Source organism: Streptomyces sp. NPDC012825 (genome assembly GCF_042900925.1).
Classification (GTDB): domain Bacteria; phylum Actinomycetota; class Actinomycetes; order Streptomycetales; family Streptomycetaceae; genus Streptomyces.
Genome location: NZ_JBIBBZ010000001.1, coordinates 170,277 through 189,432, shown reverse-complemented (window position 1 = coordinate 189,432; position 19,156 = coordinate 170,277). Strand labels below are relative to the sequence as shown.

General features: G+C 74.4%; 18 protein-coding genes. 6 read left to right on the top strand and 12 right to left on the bottom strand.

The genetic code is table 11. The annotated features are described in order from the left end of the window. Window positions 1-24 precede the first annotated feature (24 nt). From ACFY7E_RS00965 to ACFY7E_RS00940, 6 genes are all read right to left on the bottom strand, one after another. Window positions 25-1,638: an acyl-CoA carboxylase subunit beta gene (locus tag ACFY7E_RS00965; RefSeq protein ID WP_389479315.1), complete on the bottom strand. Its 1,614-nt coding sequence runs from the start codon at window positions 1,636-1,638 to the stop codon at window positions 25-27. Between the two features lie 58 nt (window positions 1,639-1,696). Then, the gene (locus tag ACFY7E_RS00960; protein ID WP_389479312.1) at window positions 1,697-3,394 is read right to left on the bottom strand and encodes an acyclic terpene utilization AtuA family protein; all 1,698 of its coding nucleotides are present in this window, start codon (window positions 3,392-3,394) and stop codon (window positions 1,697-1,699) included. Then, entirely contained in the window at window positions 3,394-4,239 is an 846-nt protein-coding gene (locus ACFY7E_RS00955) for a TIGR03084 family metal-binding protein (RefSeq protein ID WP_389479310.1), read from the bottom strand. Before ACFY7E_RS00955 ends, ACFY7E_RS00960 begins: the two co-directional genes overlap by 1 nt. Window positions 4,240-4,365: 126 nt before the next feature. Next, entirely contained in the window at window positions 4,366-4,809 is a 444-nt protein-coding gene (locus tag ACFY7E_RS00950; RefSeq protein WP_389479308.1) for a hypothetical protein, read from the bottom strand. A gap of 491 nt (window positions 4,810-5,300) precedes the next feature. After that, complete coding sequence (locus ACFY7E_RS00945; RefSeq protein WP_389479306.1) at window positions 5,301-5,459, bottom strand: hypothetical protein; 159 nt, start codon at window positions 5,457-5,459, stop codon at window positions 5,301-5,303. 735 nt (window positions 5,460-6,194) lie between these two features. After that, window positions 6,195-7,553 (bottom strand): hypothetical protein, encoded by a 1,359-nt coding sequence (locus ACFY7E_RS00940; RefSeq protein ID WP_389479304.1) that lies wholly within the window; start codon window positions 7,551-7,553, stop codon window positions 6,195-6,197. A 137-nt stretch (window positions 7,554-7,690) separates the two neighbouring features. On the opposite strand from ACFY7E_RS00940, the gene ACFY7E_RS00935 reads away from it, so the two are divergent. Next, window positions 7,691-7,906 carry a hypothetical protein gene (locus tag ACFY7E_RS00935; protein ID WP_389479302.1) on the top strand — a complete coding sequence of 72 codons (216 nt, stop codon included), beginning with the start codon at window positions 7,691-7,693 and terminating at the stop codon, window positions 7,904-7,906. Between the two features lie 19 nt (window positions 7,907-7,925). Here ACFY7E_RS00935 and ACFY7E_RS00930 read toward each other — a convergent pair whose 3' ends face one another. The 4 genes from ACFY7E_RS00930 to ACFY7E_RS00915 all read right to left on the bottom strand — a co-directional run bounded on the left by ACFY7E_RS00930 (window position 7,926) and on the right by ACFY7E_RS00915 (window position 10,414). Beyond that, complete coding sequence (locus ACFY7E_RS00930) at window positions 7,926-8,108, bottom strand: DUF1272 domain-containing protein (protein WP_389479300.1); 183 nt, start codon at window positions 8,106-8,108, stop codon at window positions 7,926-7,928. A 286-nt stretch (window positions 8,109-8,394) separates the two neighbouring features. Continuing rightward, window positions 8,395-8,700: a VOC family protein gene (locus ACFY7E_RS00925; RefSeq protein ID WP_389479298.1), complete on the bottom strand. Its 306-nt coding sequence runs from the start codon at window positions 8,698-8,700 to the stop codon at window positions 8,395-8,397. Window positions 8,701-8,974: 274 nt separating this feature from the next. After that, window positions 8,975-9,313 carry an SCO0607 family lipoprotein gene (locus ACFY7E_RS00920; RefSeq protein ID WP_389479295.1) on the bottom strand — a complete coding sequence of 113 codons (339 nt, stop codon included), beginning with the start codon at window positions 9,311-9,313 and terminating at the stop codon, window positions 8,975-8,977. Between the two features lie 156 nt (window positions 9,314-9,469). Further along, window positions 9,470-10,414: a DMT family transporter gene (locus tag ACFY7E_RS00915; protein ID WP_389479292.1), complete on the bottom strand. Its 945-nt coding sequence runs from the start codon at window positions 10,412-10,414 to the stop codon at window positions 9,470-9,472. Window positions 10,415-10,548: 134 nt separating this feature from the next. Here ACFY7E_RS00915 and ACFY7E_RS00910 point away from each other — a divergent pair, with 134 nt between their 5' ends. Then, window positions 10,549-11,418: a LysR family transcriptional regulator gene (locus ACFY7E_RS00910; protein ID WP_389479290.1), complete on the top strand. Its 870-nt coding sequence runs from the start codon at window positions 10,549-10,551 to the stop codon at window positions 11,416-11,418. A gap of 47 nt (window positions 11,419-11,465) precedes the next feature. On the opposite strand, the gene ACFY7E_RS00905 is transcribed toward ACFY7E_RS00910, so the two are convergent. Further along, window positions 11,466-14,420: an FAD-binding and (Fe-S)-binding domain-containing protein gene (locus ACFY7E_RS00905; RefSeq protein WP_389479288.1), complete on the bottom strand. Its 2,955-nt coding sequence runs from the start codon at window positions 14,418-14,420 to the stop codon at window positions 11,466-11,468. Window positions 14,421-14,471: 51 nt separating this feature from the next. On the opposite strand from ACFY7E_RS00905, the gene serC reads away from it, so the two are divergent. Then, window positions 14,472-15,590: a phosphoserine transaminase gene (serC, locus tag ACFY7E_RS00900; RefSeq protein WP_389479286.1), complete on the top strand. Its 1,119-nt coding sequence runs from the start codon at window positions 14,472-14,474 to the stop codon at window positions 15,588-15,590. 73 nt (window positions 15,591-15,663) lie between these two features. On the opposite strand, the gene ACFY7E_RS00895 is transcribed toward serC, so the two are convergent. Then, on the bottom strand, window positions 15,664-16,656 hold the full coding sequence (locus tag ACFY7E_RS00895; RefSeq protein WP_389479284.1) for a WD40 repeat domain-containing protein: 993 nt from the start codon (window positions 16,654-16,656) through the stop codon (window positions 15,664-15,666). Between the two features lie 70 nt (window positions 16,657-16,726). Here ACFY7E_RS00895 and ACFY7E_RS00890 point away from each other — a divergent pair, with 70 nt between their 5' ends. The 3 genes from ACFY7E_RS00890 to ACFY7E_RS00880 all read left to right on the top strand — a co-directional run bounded on the left by ACFY7E_RS00890 (window position 16,727) and on the right by ACFY7E_RS00880 (window position 19,140). After that, window positions 16,727-17,569, top strand: coding sequence for an alpha/beta fold hydrolase (locus ACFY7E_RS00890; RefSeq protein WP_389479282.1), 843 nt, complete (start codon window positions 16,727-16,729; stop codon window positions 17,567-17,569). A 97-nt stretch (window positions 17,570-17,666) separates the two neighbouring features. After that, window positions 17,667-18,377: a class I SAM-dependent methyltransferase gene (locus tag ACFY7E_RS00885; protein WP_389479280.1), complete on the top strand. Its 711-nt coding sequence runs from the start codon at window positions 17,667-17,669 to the stop codon at window positions 18,375-18,377. A gap of 70 nt (window positions 18,378-18,447) precedes the next feature. Further along, window positions 18,448-19,140, top strand: a complete 693-nt coding sequence (locus ACFY7E_RS00880; protein WP_389479278.1) for a GDSL-type esterase/lipase family protein — start codon at window positions 18,448-18,450, stop codon at window positions 19,138-19,140. Window positions 19,141-19,156: the final 16 nt, after the last annotated feature.

The window sequence follows — 19,156 nt, the reverse complement described above, 5'->3', positions numbered from 1 at the left end:
GCAGGGATGGTCAACGGATGTGCCTCACATTCGGAAGACGCCGAAGCCGCCGCGCGCGCCCTCGACCGGTGCCGTGTGGATCGCGGAGAGGCACAGCCCGAGGACCGTGCGGGTGTCGCGGGGGTCGACGACCCCGTCGTCGTAGAGCCGTCCGGAGAGGAACATCGGCAGCGACTCGGACTCGATCTGCGCCTCGACCAGGGCCCGCAGGCCGGCGTCGGCCTCGGCAGCCTTTTCGTCGTATGGCTGCCCCTTCGCGGCGGCGGAGGCGCGGGCGACGATCGACAGGACGCCCGCGAGCTGCTGCGGGCCCATGACGGCGGACTTGGCGCTGGGCCAGGCGAAGAGGAAGCGGGGGTCGTAGGCCCGGCCGCACATGCCGTAGTGCCCGGCGCCGTAGCTCGCGCCCATCAGCACCGACAGGTGCGGGACCTTCGAGTTCGAGACGGCGTTGATCATCATCGCGCCGTGCTTGATGATGCCGCTCTGCTCGTACTCCTTGCCGACCATGTAGCCGGTGGTGTTGTGCAGGAAGACCAGCGGGACGTCCCGCTGGTTGGCGAGCTGGATGAACTGCGCGGCCTTCTGCGACTCGGGGCCGAAGAGAACGCCCTGCGCGTTGGCCAGGATGCCGACCGGGTAGCCGTGCAGGGACGCCCAGCCGGTGACCAGGCTCGGTCCGTACAGCGGCTTGAACTCGTCGAAGTCGGAGCCGTCCACGATCCGGGCGATCACCTCGCGCGGGTCGAAGGGGGTCCTGAGGTCGCCGGGGACGATCCCGAGGAGTTCGTCCTCGTCGTACTTCGGCGGCTCGACGAAGGCCGGGTCCGGATCGGGGTGCGCCTTGCGGTGGTTGAGGCGGGCGACGATCCGGCGGGCCTGGCGGAGGGCGTCGGCCTCGTCCACGGCGTAGTGGTCGGCGAGGCCGGAGGTCCGGGCGTGCATCTCGGCGCCGCCGAGGGACTCGTCGTCGCTCTCCTCCCCCGTCGCCATCTTCACCAGCGGCGGCCCGCCGAGGAACACCTTCGACCGCTCCTTGATCATCACGGCGTGGTCGGACATGCCGGGGACGTACGCGCCGCCGGCCGTCGAGTTGCCGAAGACGACCGCGATCGTGGGGATCCCGGCGGCGGAGAGCCGGGTGAGGTCGCGGAAGAGCGCCCCGCCCGGGATGAAGATCTCCTTCTGGGAGGGCAGGTCGGCGCCGCCGGACTCCACGAGGGAGACGACGGGGAGCCGGTTGGCGTGCGCGATCTCGTTGGCGCGCAGGGCCTTCTTCAGGGTCCACGGGTTGGAGGCGCCGCCGCGCACGGTCGGGTCGTTGGCGGTGATCAGGCACTCGACGCCCTCGACGACCCCGATGCCGGTGATCAGGGAGGCCCCTACGGTGTAGTCGCTGCCCCAGGCGGCGAGCGGCGACAGTTCGAGGAACGGGCTGTCGGGGTCGACCAGGAGCTCGATCCGCTCCCGGGCGAGCATCTTGCCGCGCCCCCGGTGCCGGGCCGTGTACTTCTCGCCGCCGCCCGCGAGGGCCTTGGCGTGCTCGGCGTCGAGCGCGGCGAGCTTGTCGAGCATGGCGGCGCGGGCGTCGGCGTAGTCGGGTCCGCCGGTGTCGAGGGCGGAGGCGAGGACGGTCACGGGGATTCCTCTCGGGGTACGGGGTGGGCGGCGTGGCGGACCGCGTGGTGGGCGGGGGTCACAGCAGCCCCTCCGGTACGTCGGTCTCGCGCGAGCGCAGCCACTCGCCGAGGGCCTTGGCCTGGGGGTCGAAGCGGGCCTGGGAGGCGACGCCCTCGCCGAGGATCCCGGCGACGGTGAAGTTGAGGGCCCGCAGGTTCGGCAGGACGTGCCGGACGACGGGCAGGTCCGCCGTCTCGGGCAGCAGCGCGCGGAACCGCTCGACGGTGAGGGCGTGGACCAGCCAGCGCCACTCCTCCTCCGTCCGCACCCACACGCCCACGTTGGCGTCGCCGCCCTTGTCGCCGCTGCGGGCCCCGGCGATCCGGCCGAGGGGGACGCGGCGGACGGGCCCGTCGGCCGGCGGCGGCGGGAGCTCCGGCTCGGGTACGGGTTCAAGGGCGCGGGTCCGTGCCGGTACGGGAATCCCCTGACGGGTCCCGTCGGGGAGCACGGCCGTGTGCGGGACCTCGGTGGCGTCCACGTACACCGTCTCGAAGACCCCGTAGGGGGAACCCTTGGCGGGCGGGGCGGTGACGTGGAAGCCGGGGTAGCTGGCGAGGGCCAGCTCGATGGCCGCCCCCGTGAGGGTGCGGCCGACGGCGTCGGGGCCGGGGTCGCGGACGACGAGCCGCAGCAGGGCGCTCGCGGTCTCCTCGGTGGCGGCGTCGGCCCGGTCGGTGCGGACGAGGTCCCACCGCACCTCGGCGGGCCGGGACCCGCCCCGTACGAAGGCGTCCTCGATCTGGTCCCGTACGAGCGCGGCCTTGGCCTCGACGTCGAGGCCGGTGAGGACGAAGACGACCTCGTTGCGGAAGCCGCCGAGGCGGCTGAGCCCGGCCTTGAGGGTGGGCGGCGGGGCCTCGCCCCGGACGCCCTCGACCCTGACCCGGTCGGGGGCCTCCCGCGTGAGCCGTACGGTGTCGAGCCGGGCGGTCGCGTCGGGTCCGGCGTACCGGGCACCGGCCGTCTCGTAGAGGAGCTGGGCCGTGACCGTGCCGACGTCGACCAGGCCGCCGGTGCCGGGGTGCTTGGTGATCACGCAGGAGCCGTCGTCGTGGAGTTCGGCGACGGGGAAGCCGGGGTGGCGCAGGAGGGCCGGGTCGTGGTCGCGGAAGAAGGCGTAGTTGCCGCCGGTGGCCTGGGTGCCGCACTCCAGGACGTGCCCGGCGACGACCGCGCCCGCGAGCCGGTCGTACTCCTCCGGGCCCCAGCCGAAGTGCCACTGCGCGGGCCCGGTGACGAGGGCGGCGTCGGTGACCCGGCCGGTGACGACGACGTCGGCGCCGGCGGCGAGGCAGGCGGCGATGCCGGCGCCACCGAGGTAGGCGTTGGCGGCGAGGGCGCCGTCCCGGGCGGGCAGGCGGTCGCCCTCGACGTGCGCGACCCTCACGGGCAGGCCGAGCTTGTCGGCGAGGGCGCGCAGGGCGTCGGCGAGCCCGGCGGGGTTGAGGCCGCCGGCGTTGGTGACGATCCGGACGCCGCGCTCGTGGGCGAGGCCGAGGCCCTCCTCCATCTGGCGCAGGAAGGTCTTGGCGTACCCGGCGGCGGGGTCCTTGAGCTGGTCGCGGCCGAGGATGAGCATGGTCAGCTCGGCGAGGTAGTCACCGGTGAGGACGTGCAGCTCACCGCCGGGCCCGCCGCCGGTGAGCATCTCGCGGACGGCGTCGAAGCGGTCGCCGTAGAAGCCGGAGGCGTTGCCGATGCGGAGGACCATCAGGCCTCCCCGGGGGCGGTGCGGCTGCCCGTGGCCGGGCGCCCCGCTCCGGCCTGCCGCCCCGATCCGGCCTGTCGTCCCGCTCCGGCCGGACCGGCGAAGGCCTGGGCGATGGTCAGCCAGTGCGCGGCGTCGGGGCCGTGGGCGACGAGGGCGGTGTCGTCGCGGTGGACGCGCTGGGTGACGAGGAGGCAGAAGTCGAGGGCGGTCCCGGTGACCTTCTGGCCGGCGCCCTCGGGCCCGTACACCCACAACTCCCCTCCCGGCGAGACGAGTTCCACGCGGAAGGGCTCGGCGGGGGGCTGCTCGCCCCGGACGAAGTAGGCGTAGTCGCGGGCGCGGTGGCCGATCCAGGCGACGTGCCGGAGGCGGGCGGTCGGGGGGCGGACGACCCCGAGGGCGTCGGCGACGTCCTGACCGTGGGCCCAGGTCTCCATCAGCCGGGCGGTGGCCAGGGCGGAGGCGCTCATCGGCGGCCCGTACCAGGGGAAGCGGGTGCCGGGCGGGGCGGTGCGCAGGGCCTCGTGGAGCCGTGCGCGGTCCGTGCGCCAGCGGGCGAGCAGCTCGGCGGGCGGCAGCGCGGCCCCCTCCTCGGCGCCGTCGTCGACGAAGCGGTCGGGGGCGGCGAGGGCCTTCTCCGTCTCGGCGGCGAAGGCGTCGGCGTCGGTGGTGGCGAGGAGGGCGGCCCGGTCGGTCCAGGCGAGGTGGGCGATCTGGTGGGCGATCGTCCAGCCGGGGGCGGGGGTCGGCGCCCCCCACTGCTCCTTGCTCAACTCGCTGACGAGAAGGTCGAGTTCGTCACTCTCGTCGCGCAGGTCGCCAAGGAGGACGACGGGGTCGGACACGGTGCGCTCCCCTCGGGGACGGGCGGTCCCGGTCACGGGCCTTCGCGGAGGAGCATGGCAGTGACACCAGAAACAAGCAAGCGTGCTTGCTTTAGTTTCGGAAAGAGCTTGAACCGACCATCCGGTCTACGTCCGGGACCGCCGCACCAGCGAGGCGAGGGCGGCGGCGCCGACGACGAGGGTGAGAGAACCCAGGGGAAGGATCGCGCCGGGCCCGCTGTCGAGCACGTCGACACCGTGGCCGACGGCGGCGAGCCACCCGGCGGTCCCGGCCACCACCATCGGGCCGACCCTCCGCTCCCCGGTGATCCGCATGCCGGTCCACAGGACCAGCGGCATGAGCAGGAAGGTGTTGACGAGCGCCGAGGTGAACGCCTGGTCGGAGGAGTAACCACCCCCGGCCCCGAGGGCGGTGGAGGCCTGGGCGGCGAACGACAGGTAGAGGGTGTCGGACAGGACCAGATGGGAGGCGGCGACGCCGACCGAAGAGACGATCAGGGCTTTGAGGAGGCGAAGGAGGGTGGGGGTGAGCGGGGGTGCGGGTATGGGTGTGGGTGCAGGTGATGCCATGACGCCGCACTATACGCATCATGTATACACCGCATGTATAGCAGGGTGCGCGTCACGAATGAGCACCTCGCTTCACCGAGCATCGGAGCAGGAAGCCACGCGCATCGCGCCGTGAGGGCCGTAAGGGCTGCGAGGAAGTCGTCTCGCGCGGAGTCCGTTCGTCGCGCGACGCACGCCATACGAGAAGCGACGCGCGGCCCGCACCTCCGCCAGGTGTACGGGCCGCGCGCTCTGCTTCACCGGGCCCGCGGTACGGGGGGGAAACCGCAGGCCCGGCGTTCTGGAGCGGTCCCACGCGCTCCCCCTCCGTGTGCCCCGGAAGGCCGACGGCATGCACGCCTCCCCGGCCTTTTCCCGCCGGTTCGCGTCCCGGCCGACGAGCGGTCCCGCCCGTGACCCGTACCCGGCGGCGACGCGACCCGGCCGACGGCCGAGTTCCACGACGGGGGCAGGTGCCCAGCCGGACGGAACGGGGCTCCGGAACTCCGCCTCTACCGCTGCGCCCACCACGTCCCCGCGACCCCGGACGCGGTGGTGAACAGGACGACGAGCCACCCCGGGACGCGCTGGACGGTCACGTGCAGCCCGCCGAAGCGGAGTTCGAACTGCGGGCGCCGCGTGCCGTCGCCCACCTCGCGAGTCGTCTTCATCGTTCGCCTTCCTTCCACCGGTTTCCAGGAGGCCCGGTCCGCATGCCCTCCGGCTCCCGTCGCGCGCCGTTGCGTGACGCCGACGAAAGGAAGAACACGACGCCGCGACGCGACGCGGGGCGAGGGGAAAAGGACACCGATGACGCTATGCCGCGACGAGGGACACCCGGGCGCCTATCGGCCGCGCGAGGGGCGAGGACCGGCCGGATCCCGGTACCGCACCGGTCGCACGCCACGGCCGGCGAGGGCGGAGGGCGAAGTGTGCGGGTAGTAGCGCTGGAGGTAAACCGCACCGAAGGCACCTAAGGCGCCCCTCTCGGTGGATTCATCCCCCCAGGACGTATCACCGTCGTCACGGACCGAGCCCCCACCGAAGCCTGCGGTCGCCGCCTCCGGGGCTATCCCTGCCCCCACCACGCACCCGCCGCCCCGGCGATCGTGGCGCTCAGCGCCACAAGCCATCCGGGAACGCGCTGGATGGTCAAGTGCATTCCACCGACCCGGAGTTCGAACGCGGGGCGGGTCTCGGATTTCGAGTTCATGCCTCTAGTGAAGCACCCCCGCACCCCCCGCCGTCACGAGCCGTATGTGTATAAAAGAGAGTCTGGCAATTTGACGCTCTGGACAAAGACGCATCGCAAATTGTCGATATCGGCACTGGGCGGGGAAGCGGGCAATCCCGCAGCCGGCTCCGGATCGCGCAGGTGGCGGGACGCGCGGACGGCGGGAGGACGGCTACTGGTCGAGGTCGGCGGTTTCCACGAGGCCCAGGGCACTGGCGGGGAGGACGAGCCCCCGGTCCTGACTCTGGGGCAGCAGCAGACCGACCAGCCCTCCCGCGCCGGAGAACACCGGTGCGCCGACGAGGCCTCCGTCCAGCTCGCCGGAGACCCGCAGCCAGTCGCCCGAGCGGCCCTTCATCTCGAGGAGGCACGAGTACGGCTCGTGCCGCACGTACGCGTTCACCAGGAGACGGCTGTTCAGGGCGGGGCGGTGGTCGAGCGCCAAGTGGCCGTGGAGGACGGGGACCGGCTCGGACAGACGCAGCAGCGCCAGGAAGGGCACCCAGGTGCGGGTGTGGCTGCCGTCCCTGACGAGCCGCACCTCCTCCAACTCGGTCCGGGCCGTGCTCCCCGCCACGAGGACGTGGAGTTCGTGCTTCAGCCAGTACGGGAGCTCGTCTTCTCTCGAGGCCCACCCCACGACGACGACCCTCCTGGCATCGAGGAGCAGCCCGTTCCCCACCTGAAACTCTTTCAAGGACACCTGGGCGCTCACCGAGGCGACCGCCTCCTCGTCCACCCGCCAGCCGTCGGTGAAGAAGTGGACGTTCCCGTTGATGTGCCCGATCCGGTACGAGGGATCCTCGCCCCTCAGGAAGGCGACCGGTGCCCCGGTCGACTCCACGACCTCGGTCTCCCGGCTCTCCAGGGCCCCGGCCTCCGCCCCGGCCCCCCGCTCGGCCTCGGCCTCCGCCTCCGCGAGCCGCCGCTCCAGCCGCTCGCAGCGCTCCTCCGCCTGCCGGTGGAGGTCCCGGACCCGGTCCAGCTCCTCCGTCAGGTCCTGGATCTCCTCGCGGAGCCGGGCGTACTCGCCGGAGGGCGGGGCGCCTCCGGCGTCGCCGGACAGGGGCGAGCCGATGCCCGCCCGCAGTTCGCGCTCGCGCAGCTGGAGGTCGCGGATGCGGTGCTCGCGGTCTTCGAGCGCCTCCTCCAGCAGGCGCATCCGGGCGACCGCACGCCGCGCCTCCCGGTCCGCGTCGGCGAGGCGGCGCTCCAGCAGCTGCACCTTGTGGGTGGCGCCGCCGCCCGACTCCAGCGCCGCCGTGTGCAGCGCCCGGAGCATGGCGACCGTCTGCTCGGTCGGCGGGGTGTCCCGCTCCTCGGCCACGTCGTGCAGGAGGTCCAGGACGAACTTCCACGGGGGCAGCCGGCGCCCGCCGAGGTAGCGGGAGACGGTGGCGGAGTCGTACGCGCGGCGGACCGCGTAGCGCCGGAGGGAGGTGTTCAGACCGGCGAAGAGGTCGCGCAACGCCCGTGCGAGCGCCTGCGCTTCCGGAGTGCCCTCGCCGTCGACCGGCATCAGCTCGGACATCGCGCCGCCCCCGCTCCCGTACCCCGTGCTGCCGTTCGTCCGGCAGCACGTGCTGCGCCTTCCGCAGCACCCCGGCCCCGGACGAGCCTGGTCGCACATCGTCGCAGAAACCGCCCACCGGGAAACGGAGCTCCGCAATGCCCAAGTACGACAGGCGTGTTCAGGACCTCGTCGCCTTCCTCGCCGTACTCGCCACGGGGGCCGTCCTCGTCCTGTGCGGGGTGGCGCCGGAGTCCCTCGCGGCGATCGCCGTGGCGGTGTCCGGCGTCTACGCCGCCTGGCGCGGAAACGGCGGGCCGCCGCGCCCTCCGACGACGGGCACCGGCACCCCTCCCCCCTCGGACTCCGACTGACGTCCGGACCGCTCCCGCCTCATCCCCCGACGCGCCGGGGCCGGTCCACCAGCTCGCCGCCGCAGTTGGGACAGACCCCCGCCATGGCGTCGGCGCAGGGAACGCAGAAGCTGCACTCGTACGAACAGATCCGCGCGGGCCCGTCCGCCACCAGCTCCGCCGTCCCACAACGCTCGCACCGGTCCCGCATCTCCAGGGCCATGTCCGGCTCCCCTCCTTCTCACGACTGCCTCGTACGACTGCCTCGTACGACTGTGACCACCCCATGCTCTTCGCCCGCCCCGGCCCCCTCAACAGCCCGTCGGCCAGGCTTCGACGGGATCGGGCCGGGGGCGGGCACCGGGCCGCGGAGATGATCCACGGGAACGGCATCGGTCACCGTGCGGAGGACGGTGCGGGAAGGGTCGGCGTCCTGTCCGCGGCCGGGCGGACCGGGCGGGCCCCGTCGAGGCGCCAGGAGGCTCCGGAGGCGACCCGCCGCGTCCCCCTCACCCCACCAGGCAGAACGGATGCCCGGCCGGGTCCGCGTACACCCGCCAGCTCCGGCCGTGCTCCCCCGCGTCCAGGAGGGTCGCGCCGTGGGACAGGACCTGGGCGTGGGCGGTGTCGAGGTCGGGGACGCCCTGGAAGCAGAGGACGAGGCCGCCGGGGGTGTGGAGGGTGGACCAGTCCTCGTCGAGCGACCAGCGCCGGTCCGGCCGGTCGACCTCCCCGCCGAGCACGGCCCGGTAGAACTCCGCGAGCGCGCGGGGCTCGGGACAGTCGAGGACGAGGCACTGGAAGTCGGCGATCACGCGGGGAGTCCAGGGGGCGTCCGGTGGGCCAGGGGGCGAGTCCGGGCGGGGGCGGGTCCGGACGGGACGGGGGCCGGGCCCGGGAAGGGCGGGGCCCGGGCCCGGGCAGGACAGGGCCGGGTCTGGGGGCCGGTCAAGGCCGGGTCCGGGCGAAGCCCGGGTCCAGGCAGAGCCCAAGCCCGCGCAAGGCCCAAGGCCCAGGCCCCGCCACCTAAGGCCCGGGCCCCGCGCAGGGCCCAAGCCCGCGCAGCGCCCAAGTCCGCGCAAAGCCCCCTCAGCCCACCCCGGGCGCGTCGACGATGTTGCCCTCCTTGTCGACGGTGTGGGTGCGCCAGTACACGTCCCACTCGTCGTCGACCTTCTGCGGCACCTTGCCCTCGGGGTGGCGCGTGTAGCCCTCCGGGACCTTCACGCCGTCCTTGACGCAGGCGGAGCCGGTCGCGCCGACGGTCATGACGGGGTACTCGCCCTTGCTGCAGATGTCGTCCCGGAAGGAGAGGCCGGAGCAGCCGGTCAGGGTCAGGGCCGCGACCGCTCCCGCGAGCGCGGTGGCCGCGGAGGCGCGGGCCCGGCGGCGGAGGGGGCGGTGGGTGCCGGTCAGGGGGGTGGTCACGGTCGTCTCCCGTCGGTCGTTCGGTCTGCCCCCACTCTCGTTCCCGGAGACCGCCGGAGCTTGAGTACCGGTACTCAAGCGGGCCGCCGCGCCCCTACTCAGCAGAGCCGGTACCGGCCACGGTCGGCCGGAAACCGTACACGGCGCGCGGGCGGGTCACCCACCGGAGCCCGCGGAGCCCGGCCCCTTGGGGCGGGTGCGGACCGCGCCGATGCTCGCCGCGATGACGAGGGCGATGGCGAGGGCGTCGGGGGCGGCCAGGGCCTGGCTCAGGACGAGGAAGCCGGCCAGGGCCGCGACGGCCGGTTCCAGGCTCATCAGGATCGCGAAGGTGGGCGCGGGCATGCGGCGCAGGGCGAGGAGTTCGAGGGTGTAGGGCAGGACCGACGACATCAGCGCGACCGCGAGGCCCAGGGCGAGCGTCGACGGCACGAGCAGCCGCCCGCCCGCCTCCGCGACGCCGAGCGGCAGGCTGAGGACCGCCCCGAAGGCCATGGCCAGCGCGAGCCCGTCGGCCTGCGGGAAGCGGCGGCCGGTACGGGCGCCGAAGACGATGTACGCGGCCCACATGCCGCCCGCCCCGAGCGCGAAGGCCGCTCCCAGCGGGTCCAGGCGGTCGAAGCCGCCCCCGCCGAGCAGGACGACGCCGGCCAGGGCGAGCCCGGCCCACAGCAGGTTCGCCCAGCGGCGCGAGGCGACCACGGACAGGATCAGCGGGCCCAGGACCTCCAGGGTCACGGCGGCGCCCAGCGGGATCCGGCTCGACGACTGGTAGATGAGGACGTTCATGCCCGCCATGGCGGTGCCGAAGGCGACGATCGTCCCCCAGTCCGCGCGGCCGTAGCCCCGGACCCGGGGCCGGCAGACGGCGAGCAGCACGACCGCGGCGAGCACGAGGCGCAGCGTGACGACGCCGAGGGCACCGGCGCGCGGCATGAGGAGGACGGCGACGGCGGCCCCGAACTGCACGGACAGCCCGCTCGTGACGACCAGGGCGACCGGCCCGAACCGCCCGCCCCGCCCCTCGTCCCGTACGGGAACTCCCCCGGACCCCGCGGCGGCCGTCGCGGCCGGGGTCACGTCCTTGACCGGACTGTCCACCGGCTGCTCCTCAACACCACACGCGATGCGTACGAAGGTCCACCGCGCCGAGGCCCGGTGCGGCACCACCTCACCGTACGGGCCCCCGCGCGGCAGCGGAAATGCCGATTGCGCTGCGGTTATGCTCCGAGCGCATGAGCATCGAGCTACGCCACCTCCGCTGCTTCCTCGCCATCGCCGAGGAGTCCAGCCTGACCAGGGCGGCCGCCCGGCTCCACCTCACCCAGCCCGCCGTCTCCCGCACGCTCGCCGCCCTGGAACAGCACCTCGGCATCCGGCTCGTCGACCGCTCCACCCACCACCTCGCCCTCACCGCCGAGGGCCTCGCCTTCCGGGACCGGGCCGCCGCCGCCCTCGCCGCCTTCGACGCGGCCGTCGACCCGGCCGGGCTCCGCCGCCGCCCCCTGCGCCTCGGGCACGCCTGGTCGGCGTTCGGCCCGTACACCACTCCCCTGCTGCGGCGCTGGCAGCGGGAGCACCCCGGCACCCCGCTCGAACTCCTCCGCGTCGACGACCGCACCGCCGGGCTCGCCCGCGGCGAGGTCGACGCCGCCCTGCTCCGGGGCCCGGTGGACGCGCCCGGCCTGGTCACCACGGAGCTCGCCACGGAGCCCCGGGTGGCCGCGCTGCCCGCCGACCACCCGCTCGCCGGCCGGCCGCGGCTCGTCCTCGGGGACCTGGCGGGCGAGACGGTCGTCCTCAACACCGTCTCCGGCACGACCGCCCTCACCCTGTGGCCCGCCGCCGCCCGCCCGGCGGCCACGCTGACCGTCGCCAACACCGACGACTGGCTCACCGCCATCGCCGCCGGCCGGGGCGTCGGCGTCTCCTCCGCCTCCACGGCCGCCCTCCACCCGTACCCGGGCGTCGTCTACCGCTCCCTGCCGGACGCGCCCCCGCTCCCGGTCGTCCTGGCCTGGCGGGACGCCTTCCCGCACCCGGCGACGGGGGCGCTGGCGGTGCTGGCCCGCGAGATCGTCGCGGAGACCCGCACGGCTTCCTGAACCCCCCGTACGGGTCCCCCGGTACGGGACTTCCCGTACCGGACCGCTCACTCTCCCGCTCGCCACGCCTCCTCCTCCACCCCCTCCGCGAGCAGCTCCGCCAGGTGCCGTCCCCGCCGGTCCGTCAGGTCGGCGATCTGGGTGCGGCACGAGAAGCCGTCGGCCAGGACCTCGGCCTCCGGGGGCGCGTCCCGCAGGGACGGCAGGAGCCGGTCCCCGGCGCAGGCGACCGAGACCTCGTAGTGGCCCGGCTCGAAGCCGAAGTTGCCCGCCAGGCCGCAGCAGCCGCCCGCGAGGTCACCGGTGAGACCGGCACGGGCGCGCAACCGCCGGTCGGCGGCGTCGCCCAGGACGGCGTGCTGGTGGCAGTGGGTCTGGCCGGTGACCGGCCGGTCGAGACGGGGCGGGGTCCAGTCGGGGGCCAGCTCCTCCAGGACCTCGGCGAAGGTGCGGACGGAGGCGGCGAGGCGAGCGGCCCGGGGGTCGTCCGGCAACAGCTCGGGCAGGTCGGTGCGGAGGGTCGCCGCGCAGGAGGGTTCGAGCACCACGACGGGGAGGGCCACCTCGGAAGGAGGCGACGGGGCCGACCCGCCCGGGGCCACCCCTGAGGAAACCGAGAGGCCCGAGAGGCCCGTCCCGCCCGGAAGCATCACGTCCAACGCCCTCCGCATCACCTTCCTCGCCGCCCCCAACTGCCCCGTCGACACGTACGTGAGCCCGCAGCACACCCGCCCCTCCGGCAGCGCCACCCCGAGCCCCGCGTCCTCCAGGACCCGGACCGCCGCCCGGCCGACCTCCGGGGACAGATGGTCGGTGAAGGTGTCGGGCCAGAGCGTCAGGGCCGGCGGACGGTCCGAGGCGCGCTCCCCGAACCAGGACGTGAACGAGGCCTCCGCCACCCTCGGCATCGTCCGCTCGGGCGTCACCCCCGCGAGCCGCGCCGCGAACGGCAGCCGCAGCCCCGCGTTCAGGCCCCGCCCGAACAGGTCGAGCCAGTGCGGGAGGCGCCCCATCGTCCAGTGCGAGCGCGGCCGGCGCAGGAGGCCGCGCAGCCCCGCGTAGTGCCGGTCGAGGAACTCCGCCTTGTACGCGGCCATGTCGACGCCCACCGGGCAGTCGCTGCGGCAGCCCTTGCAGGACAGGCACAGGTCGAGCGCCTCGCGGACCTCCTCCGAGCGCCAGCCGTCGGTGATCACCTCCCCGAGCGCCATCTCGTGCAGCAGCCGCGCCCGCCCCCGGGTCGAGTGCCGCTCCTCACCGGTCGCCCGGTACGAGGGACACATCACGCCGTCCCCCGAACCCGGCCCCTCCTCACGGCACTTGGCGACCCCGACGCACCGGGCGGCGGCCCGCCCGACCCCCACCACCGGAAGCCCCACCGACGCGGACCCCACCCCCGCAGCCCCTGCCGACGCGGACCCCGCCCCCACAGCCCCCGCCCCCTCAGTCCCCGCCCCCGAAAGCCGTGCCCCCGAAAGCCCCTCGAACCGCAGCCCCTCGTCCAGCCGGCCCGGCCGGACCAGCATCCCCGGGTTCAGCCCCCCGTCCGGGTCCCACACGTCCTTGACGGCGCCGAAGAGGGAGACCAGCTCCTCCCCGTACATCCTCGGGAGCAGCTCGGCCCGCGCCCGCCCGTCGCCGTGTTCGCCGGAGAGCGAGCCGCCGTGGGCGACCACCAGGTCCGCCACCGCCTCCGAGAAGCGGCGGAAGTGCCGTACCCCCTCCGCCGTCCACAGGTCGAAGTCGATCCGGACGTGGACGCAGCCGTCCCCGAAGTGCCCGTACGGGATCCCCCGGAGGCCGAAATCGGCCAGCAGAGCACGGAATTCACGCAGGTACGCGCCGAGCCGGGACGGCGGCACCGCGCAGTCCTCCCACCCCGGCCACGCCTCGCCCCCGCCGAGCGCCCGGGTCGCCGTGCCCGCCGCGTCCTCCCGGATCCGCCACAGCGCCCGCTGCCCGGCCGCGTCCCGTACGACGGCGGAGTCCAGCGCGTCCGCCGCCCGGACCAGCCGCCGGGCCGCCTCCGCACCGTCCACCTCCACGAACAGCCACGCCCCGCCCCGGGGCAGCCCCACCGCGTCCGGCACGAGGTCGAGGGCCATCCCCTCCACCGTCAGCGGCCGGTACTCCAGCAGCCCCGGCGCCGCGTCCGCCGCCGCGCCCTCGTCGGCGTACCCGAGCACCACGAGCACCGGCTCGGCGGGCAGCGGGACGAGGCGTACGGTCGCCTCCGTGACCACCCCGAGGGTGCCCTCGCTGCCGCAGAAGGAGCGGACCACGTCCCGGCCCCGCTCCGGGAGCAGCGCGTCGAGGGCGTACCCGGAGATCCGGCGCGGGAGCCCCTCGGGGTAGCCGGTCCGCAGCAGGGCGAGGTTCCCGTCCACCAGCTCCCGCAGTCCGGGCGGCGCGCCCCGCCCGTCCCGCCCGAGCGTCAACTCCGCGCCCCGGTAGGTCACCACTTCCAGCGAGCGCACGTTGTCCGCCGTGGTGCCCCACGCGACCGAGTGCGCCCCGCAGGCGTTGTTGCCGATCATCCCGCCGAGCGTGCAGCGGCCGTGCGTGGACGGATCGGGGCCGAAGGTCAGCCCGTACGGGCGGGCCGCCGCCCGCAGCCGGTCGAGGACGAGCCCCGGCCGGACGACCGCGGTCCGCACCTCCGGGTCCAGGGAGACGATCCCGCCCATGCGCCGTGTGAGGTCGAGCACCACGCCGGTGCCCGTGGCCTGCCCGCCGATGGACGTCCCGCCGCCCCGGGCGACCACGGGCGTGCCGTGCGCCCGGCACACCTCCAGGACCGCCGCGACGTCGGCGGCGTCGCGCGGGGCGACCGTACCGACCGGAACGCGGCGGTAGTTGGAGGCGTCCATGGTGGTCAGGGCCCTGGCCCCGGCGGAGAAGTCGACCTCCCCCGCGACGGTGGACCGCAGGGCCGCGGCGAGCTCAAACGCGTGTTCCTCGTGTCTTCCCACAACCCCAGGATGTCCCGTTCCTCGTCTCATCGGGCGGACATCCGGCGACCGGTCCCGCCGCGACCCGATACTCTCCGCCTCGTGGCTGATATCCAGATTCCCGCTGACATCAAGCCCGCCGACGGCCGTTTCGGCGCGGGCCCCTCCAAGGTGCGTACGGAGGCGCTGGACGCCCTGGCCGCCACCGGCACCTCCCTCCTCGGCACGTCCCACCGCCAGGCTCCGGTCAAGAACCTGGTCGGCGAGGTGCGTGCCGGCATCCGTGACCTCTTCTCGCTGCCCGAGGGCTACGAGGTGATCCTGGGCAACGGCGGCTCCACCGCCTTCTGGGACGTCGCGACCCACGGACTGATCGAGAACAAGTCCCAGCACCTCACCTTCGGCGAGTTCTCCTCCAAGTTCGCGAAGGCCGCCAAGCTGGCTCCCTGGCTGGCCGAGCCGACCGTGATCTCCTCCGACCCGGGCACCCACCCGGAGCCGGTGGCCGAGGCGGGCGTCGACGTCTACGCGTACACCCACAACGAGACCTCCACCGGTGTCGCCGCCCCGATCGAGCGGGTCGCGGGCGCCGACGAGGGCGCGCTCGTCCTGGTCGACGCGACCTCCGGCGCGGGCGGCCTGCCCGTCGACATCACCGAGTCGGACGTCTACTACTTCGCCCCGCAGAAGTCCTTCGCGGCCGACGGCGGCCTGTGGCTGGCGGCGTTCTCGCCCGCCGCCCTGGAGCGCGCGCAGAGGATCCACGACTCCGGCCGGCACGTCCCGGAGTTCTTCTCGCTGCCGACGGCGATCGACAACTCGCTGAAGAACCAGACGTACAACACCCCGGCGCTCTCGACCCTCTTCCTGCTCAACGAGCAGCTGAAGTGGATCAACGGCCAGGGCGGTCTGGACTGGGCCGTGGCCCGCACGAAGGAGTCGTCGGACGCGCTGTACACGTGGGCCGAGGAGTCCAAGTACGCCTCCCCGTTCGTGACGGACGCGGCCAAGCGCTCGCAGGTCATCGGCACGATCGACTTCGCGGACGAGATCGACGCGGCGGCGGTCGCCAAGGTCCTGCGCGCCAACGGCATCGTGGACACCGAGCCGTACCGCAAGCTGGGCCGCAACCAGCTGCGGATCGCGATGTTCCCGGCGATCGACCCGGCGGACGTCCGCGCCCTGACGGCCTGCGTGGATTACGTGATCGAGAAGCTGTAACACCCCTTTCCCCGTACGGAGGGCCCGGCACCACGCGCACGTGGTGCCGGGCCCTTTCGCGTGCGTACGGGCGTCACTTGCGGCGCACGAGCCGCTTCCCCGCCACCACCAGGAGCGTGGCGCCCGCCAGGACGAGGAAGCCGAGGGTGGCGTTGCCCTGTTCGCCGCCGTCCGGGGTCGCGGACGGGGAGGCGGAGGCGCCGGGGGCGGCCGGGGGCTTCGTGCCCCGGCCTCCGCCGCCGGTCGACGGCGGGTCCACGCGCAGGACGCGGCTGTTCCTCCCCTCCGAGCCGAACATGAGGGCCGAGCCGTCCGCCGTGTACGTCACCGACTCCGCCTGTCCCTGGAAGGGAGCCCCCACGGACGTCCCCCCGTCACCGGGGCGCCCGTCCTTCCAGGCGTACTCCTGAGCGCTGAAGTAGCCGCGCAGAACCAGCCGTCCGCCGTCCGGCGAGAAGGCGCCGTCGGTCACCCACGGCACCTCGTCCACGCGCCGGAAGACGTTCGTCCCGGACGACGAGAGCCGTTCGGGACCCGCGTACAGGCCGCCGCCGTCCTGGTTCTTGCTCGCGACGTACACCCGGCCGGTCTTCGGATGGACCATCAGGGCCTCGGCGTCGCGCGGCCCGTCGGCGTACTTCACGACGTACTGCTCCGCCGTCACCTTCTGGTCCTTCAGGACCTTCGGCTCGGGAAAGCGGTAGATCCAGACGTGGTCCCAGGAGCCGCCGAGGTTGTCGCCGATGTCGCCGACGTAGACGTCGCCGTCGGGGCCGACGGAGATCGCCTCCATGTCCCGGGGGGTGCCGACCCCCTCCATGGTCAGGGTCGCGACCGTCTTTCCCGTACGGGAGTCGACGCCGTAGATCAGGGGCGCGTCCTGGTCGTTGTGCGTCCAGTAGATCCCGGGGTGGGCGCGGCTCGCGGCGAGGCCGCTGGACTCGGTGATCCGGGGGTCCTCGATCGTGAAGTCCCGGTCGGGCTGCGGCCCTTCGGCACGGGCGTGGGCGGCCGGGAGCAGCACCAGGGCCGCCGCCGCACCGAGGGCGCACAGAGCAGATCGCATGCGTCCAAGCCTGCCACGGGGTGCCGGTAATCCGTTGACCATGATCGGATCGGCTGTCATGGTCGCGCCCATGCCTACTTTCTCCGCCCCCGACGGCACGGAACTCGCCTACCACGACTCCGGCTCCGGGGCCCCGCTGCTCTGCCTCCCCGGCGGCCCGATGCGGGACTCCGCCTATCTGGACGACCTCGGCGGCCTCGCCGCCCACCGCCGCCTGATCCGGCTCGACCCGCGCGGCACGGGGGCGTCGGCCGTGCCGGACGACCCGGCCTCGTACCGTTGCGACCGGCAGGTGGAGGACGTGGAGGCGCTGCGGGCGCACCTCGGCCTCGACACCGTCGACCTGCTCGGGCACTCGGCCGGCGCGAACCTGGCCGCCCTGTACGTGACCCGGTACCCGGAGCGGGTCGCCCGGCTGGTGCTCGTCACCCCGGGCACGGCGGCGGTGGCGCTCGACACGCCCCCGGAGGAGCGGCTCGCGACGGCGCGGCTGCGGAGCGGGGAGCCGTGGTTCGGCCCGGCGTACGCGGCCCTGGAGGAGGTCACGGCGGGACGGGGCACGGCGGAGGCGTTCGAGGCGGTCGCGCCGTTCTTCCACGGCACCTGGGACGGGGCCACGCGGGAGTGGCACGCCGAGAGCGCCCGGCGGCGCAACGACGAGGCGGCGGCGGCCTACACGGGTGAGGGCGCCTTCGACCCGCCCGCCACGCGCGCGGTGCTCGCGGAGTTCGACCGTCCGGTCCTGGTGGTGGCGGGCGAGGGGGACGTGAACACCCCGCCGCCCACGGCCGCCGCGTACGCGGCCCTGTTCCCGAAGGCGGAACCGACCGTACTGCCCGGGGCGGGCCACTTCCCGTGGCACGACGACGCGGAGGGCTTCACGAGGAGGGTGAACGGCTTCCTCACGGCCTGAGCCCCGCGCGGGCCCGGAGCCGCGAACCCTCCCCCTTCCTTTGCCGTTTCCGCAACAGAACTGGCCGGGTGAGGAGACGCTGCGCGACGGTGGTGCCATGGCAGACGACACCACGGCAGAAGACCTCCCCGCCTCCACGGACTCCTTCACCGACCCCTCCGCCGGCTCCTTCACCGACGGCTACGTCGGCGACCCCGCCGTGCGCGACGAGTGGGACGGCCGCTACTCCGAACACCACCGGCTCTGGAGCGGGCAGCCCAACGGGGCGCTCGTCGCGGAGACCGCCGATCTCGCCCCCGGACGCGCGCTCGACGTCGGCTGCGGCGAGGGCGCGGACGCCATCTGGCTCGCCCGCGCCGGCTGGGACGTCACCGCCCTGGAGGTCTCGGGGGTGGCGCTCGCCCGGGCCGCCGCCCACGCGCGGGACGCCGGCGCCGACGTCCGCTGGGTGCACGCCGGGCTGGCCGAGGCGGCGCTCCCGCCCGCCTCCTTCGACCTGGTCTCCGCGCAGTACCCGGCGCTGCTCCGCACGCCGGACGCGGCGGCCGAGCACGCCCTGCTCGCCGCCGTCGCGCCCGGCGGCGTCCTCCTGCTCGTCCACCACGCGGGCATGGACGAGCACCACGCCGAGCGGCAGGACGGCGGCTTCGACCCCGCCGACTACGTCTGGCCCTCGATGGTCGCCGCGCTCCTCGGCGACGACTGGCGGGTCGAGGTGGACGAGGAGCGGCCCCGCGTGGTGCCCGAGGGCGGCGCGGGCGCGCACCACACCGACGACGTGGTCCTGCGGGCCCGCCGCCTGCGCTGACACCGGGACGGGCCCCGGGGGTGCCCCGGATCACAACAGGCCGGGCCACACGATCCACGATGATGTGACCATGCGTTTTCTGTTCGTCGGCGACAGCATGACCATCGGACGCGCCGGCGACTGGACCTGGCGCTACCGGATGTGGCGGCACCTGGAGGCCACGCTTCCGGGCGGGTACGAGATCGTCGGCCCCCGCACGGGCCTGTACGACCCGGAGGCCCCGGACGGCCCCCACGACGGCGAGGCGTACGCGGCGCCGGACTTCCCCGCCCCCGCCCGCCGCCACCTGGCCGGCTGGGGCGAGGGCTGGCTGCACATGGCGCCGGTGATCGGGGAGGCGGTCGCGACGACCGGGGCGGACGTGCTCCTCGTCTCCCTCGGCCTGATCGACCTGGGCTTCTACACGAACAGCGACCAGACCGACGAGAACGTCCGGTCCTTCCTCGAAGCCGCCCGCGCCGCGAACCCGCGCGTCCGGGCGGTCCTCCTCCCGGTCATCCCGAACGTCCGCGCCACGTACGACGCCCCCTTCGCCGCCGAGTGCGCCCGCTTCAACGACCTCCTCGCGAAGGCCGTGGCCGACCTGGACACCCCCGCCTCCCCGCTGCTCCTGGGGGCGGTCCCGGAGTCGTACGCCCTCCCCGCCGACACCTACGACGGCACCCACCCGGGCCCCACCGGCGAACACAAACTGGCGGCGGCCTTCGCGGACGCGATGCACGGGGCGTGGGGACTGGGCGGCCCGTACGCACCCGGCCCCTGACGTACGACCCCTGACG

Bases quoted from the DNA above. Each gene is read 5' to 3' on its own strand.
- ACFY7E_RS00960 (WP_389479312.1), bottom strand. From the start codon at position 3,394: ATGGTCCTCCGCATCGGCAACGCCTCCGGCTTCTACGGCGACCGCTTC.
- ACFY7E_RS00950 (WP_389479308.1), bottom strand. From the start codon at position 4,809: ATGGCATCACCTGCACCCACACCCATACCCGCACCCCCGCTCACCCCC.
- ACFY7E_RS00945 (WP_389479306.1), bottom strand. From the start codon at position 5,459: ATGAAGACGACTCGCGAGGTGGGCGACGGCACGCGGCGCCCGCAGTTC.
- ACFY7E_RS00940 (WP_389479304.1), bottom strand. From the start codon at position 7,553: ATGTCCGAGCTGATGCCGGTCGACGGCGAGGGCACTCCGGAAGCGCAG.
- ACFY7E_RS00935 (WP_389479302.1), top strand. From the start codon at position 7,691: ATGCCCAAGTACGACAGGCGTGTTCAGGACCTCGTCGCCTTCCTCGCC.
- ACFY7E_RS00930 (WP_389479300.1), bottom strand. From the start codon at position 8,108: ATGGCCCTGGAGATGCGGGACCGGTGCGAGCGTTGTGGGACGGCGGAG.
- ACFY7E_RS00910 (WP_389479290.1), top strand. From the start codon at position 10,549: ATGAGCATCGAGCTACGCCACCTCCGCTGCTTCCTCGCCATCGCCGAG.
- ACFY7E_RS00905 (WP_389479288.1), bottom strand. From the start codon at position 14,420: ATGAGACGAGGAACGGGACATCCTGGGGTTGTGGGAAGACACGAGGAA.
- ACFY7E_RS00895 (WP_389479284.1), bottom strand. From the start codon at position 16,656: ATGCGATCTGCTCTGTGCGCCCTCGGTGCGGCGGCGGCCCTGGTGCTG.
- ACFY7E_RS00890 (WP_389479282.1), top strand. From the start codon at position 16,727: ATGCCTACTTTCTCCGCCCCCGACGGCACGGAACTCGCCTACCACGAC.
- ACFY7E_RS00885 (WP_389479280.1), top strand. From the start codon at position 17,667: ATGGCAGACGACACCACGGCAGAAGACCTCCCCGCCTCCACGGACTCC.
- ACFY7E_RS00880 (WP_389479278.1), top strand. From the start codon at position 18,448: ATGCGTTTTCTGTTCGTCGGCGACAGCATGACCATCGGACGCGCCGGC.